General features: G+C 67.9%; 2 protein-coding genes and 1 pseudogene. 2 read left to right on the forward strand and 1 reads right to left on the reverse strand.

Annotated features, from left to right (window positions below; all coding sequences use genetic code 11):
• A pseudogene (locus AC1D12_RS29760) lies at positions 1 to 341 on the forward strand (sugar transferase); the annotation flags it as partial.
• A gap of 39 nt (positions 342 to 380) precedes the next feature.
• Positions 381 to 1,190, forward strand: coding sequence for a nucleoside-diphosphate sugar epimerase/dehydratase (locus AC1D12_RS29765; protein ID WP_477844817.1), 810 nt, complete (start codon positions 381 to 383; stop codon positions 1,188 to 1,190).
• Here AC1D12_RS29765 and AC1D12_RS29770 read toward each other — a convergent pair.
• The coding region (locus tag AC1D12_RS29770) for a polysaccharide biosynthesis protein (RefSeq protein WP_477844815.1) at positions 1,191 to 2,960 on the reverse strand (1,770 nt) is incomplete at its 5' end.

A 2,960-nucleotide genomic window follows, 5' to 3' on the forward strand; every position in this document is an offset into this window, starting at 1 on the left:
GCCAGGTGCTGCGCAAGTACAAGCTCGATGAGTTGCCGCAGCTGATCGACGTGCTGCGCGGCACGATGAGCCTCGTGGGCCCGCGGCCCGAGGTGCCGCGCTACGTGGAGCACTACCCCGACGCATCGCGCGAGCGCGTGCTGAGCGTGCGCCCGGGCATCACCGATGCGGCATCGCTGCACTACCGCGACGAGAACGACCTGCTCGCGAAGGCGGCCGATCCCGAACGCGAGTACATCGAGGTCATCCTTCCTTCCAAGCTGCAGTACGCGCTCGAGTATGTCGACACCGCGACGGTCGGGACTGACCTGCGCGTGCTCGGCCTCACGCTGCGGACGGTGTTCGCACCGCCGCTGCGCTCAACCCGGAGTCTCCTGCTCATGAACGACAGCAAAGTGTGGGGCTGGCTGGACCGCCAGATGTCCGGCCTGGATCCGTGGCGCAAGTGGCTGGCGACGGCCGCGGACGGCATCGTGATCCTCGCCTGCTGGCATTTCACCTACCTGTTCCGGCTCGGCTTCGAGCGCTGGCAGCCGGGACGGCCTGTGTATGACGACTGGGTGGCCGCGGGCGTGGTGCTGGCTTACCTGGCCGGCCTGCAGCTGACGGGTGTGCGGCGCGGCCTGTGGCGCYTCTATGGCTTCGACGACTTCAAGCGCATTGCCGCCGCCTGCCTGCTGGCCGGCCTCGGCAGCGCCGTCGTCGTCATGATGGCGCAGCTGGTCGGCGTGCCGCGGGCGGTGCTGCTGTTGCATCCGCTCTTTGCGCTGCTGGCGCTCAGCCTGCTGCGCATGAGCTACCGGATGCTGGGCGAGCATGCGCAGGCACGCGTCAATGGCGCCGGAGGCGAGCCGCGCCACGCCATCGTGCTGGGTGCCGGCAATGCGGCGCGGCGCCTCATTGCCGGCATCCACTTGCGCGACGGCTGGAACGTGATCGGCCTGCTCGACGACGATCCGAACAAGCGGGGTCATCGTGTGGCGGGACTGCGCGTCCTCGGCAGCCTGGACGACCTCGCCCGTCCCCACATCCGTGCCAGTGCCACGCATGTGATCGTCGCGATGCCGGGTGCCACGGCGCAACAGCGGGAGCGGGCCATCGAGCTGGCACGGCGTACGGGATTGCAGGTCCTGACCGTGCCCAGCCACCATGAATTGCAACCCGAGCCGGTGGCGGGGCCGCAAACCTGATCAGCGCTGCTGCAGGGCAGCCGCCACTTCGCTGTTCACTTCGTCGGCCGAGCGGAATTCCGGAACCAGGTTGGTGATCTGGCGCAGCATGCCGTCGTGGTCATCGGCGTCGCATGCCGTGCGCAGCGAGTCGAGCATCTTGTCGAGCAGCGGCGAGTCGATGTAGCGCTCGCGTGCGCACAGGATGCGTGGGTGGCCGCTCGGCACGGTTTCGTTGCCGATCAGCAGTTCCTCGTACAGCTTCTCGCCGGGGCGCAGCCCGACGAACTTGATCTCGATGTCGCCGTCCGGTTGTTCGGCGGTGCGTTCGGTCCGGCCCGACAGCCGGATCATCGAACGGGCCAGGTCGGCGATGCGCACCGGTTCGCCCATGTCGAGCACGAACACCTCTCCGCCCCGGGCCATGGCACCCGCCTGGATCACCAGCTGCGCGGCTTCCGGGATCAGCATGAAGTAGCGAATGATGTCCGGGTGCGTGATCGTGACCGGGCCGCCAGCGTGGATCTGCCGCTTGAACAACGGCACGACCGAACCCGATGAGCCCAGCACGTTGCCGAAGCGGACCATCGAGAACACGGTGCGGCCGCCGCGCTGGGCGCCCGCCTGGAAGATCAGCTCGGCGGTGCGCTTGGAGGCTCCCATCACGTTGGTCGGCCGCACTGCCTTGTCGGTGGAGATCAGCACGCAGGTCTCGACCTCGGCCGCCAGCGCCGCCTTGCACACCATCCTCGTGCCGAAGACGTTGTTGCGCAAGCCCTGCTGGACGTTGCTCTCGACCAGCGGAACGTGCTTGTACGCTGCAGCGTGGTAGACCGTCTGCACGCCGTGGCGGCGCATGGTGGCGAGCATCAGCGATTCGTCGAGCACCGAGCCCAGGCAGGGGATGATTTCCACGCCACCGGTGGACGCCGAATGGCGCAACTCGTGCTCGATCGAATAGAGCGCGAACTCGGAATGGTCCAGCAGGACCAGTCGCGCGGGCTTCTGCGAGAGGATCTGGCGGCACAGCTCGCTGCCGATGGAGCCGCCGGCGCCGGTGACCAGCACGGTCTTGCCGGCGATGTTGCGGGCGAACAGGTCGGGTTGTGGCGGAACGGGGTCGCGCCCGAGCAGGTCGGCCACGTCGAGTTCGCGAATGTCCGAGACCTCGGCCTGGCCGTTGACCAGCTCGACCAGCCCCGGCAGCATCTTGATCGGCAGGCCGACCCTTTCCAGGCCCTTGATCATGTCGCGCTTGCGCGACGAGGTGACCGAGGGCATCGCCAGCACGATCAATGCAGCGTCGTGGCGCTCCACGGCACGGTCCAGCGCCGAGGGGGCATAGACGCGCAGTCCCGCGACCGTCTTGTGGTGCAGGTCGATGCGGTCGTCCAGGAAGCAGACGGCGCGGTATTCGGTGCTGAACTGCATCGCCTGCGCGAGCTGCACGCCGGCGTCGCCGGCGCCGTAGATGATGGTGTGCAGGCGCGGGCGCCCCGGGTTCTTCAGCCCCTGCCGAAGCAGCTGGCGGGCAATGAAGCGTGATGTGATCACGTAGGTGAACGCCACGAACCAGTAGATCAGCAGCGCCGAGCGGGGCAGCACGTGCACGTTCATCAGCAGCGCCAGGCTGAACACCCCGAGCACGACGAGGGCCAGCGAGCCGCTGGCCGCTGCCACGACGCGAAGGTCGATGTAGCGAACCACCGTGCGGTACAGGCCTGCGACGCCCAGCACCGGCAAGGTCAGCAGCCCCAGCACGATCTGGATTGCTGGCACGGTATCCAGCGC

The organism is Rhizobacter sp. P1_G5, assembly GCF_056405435.1.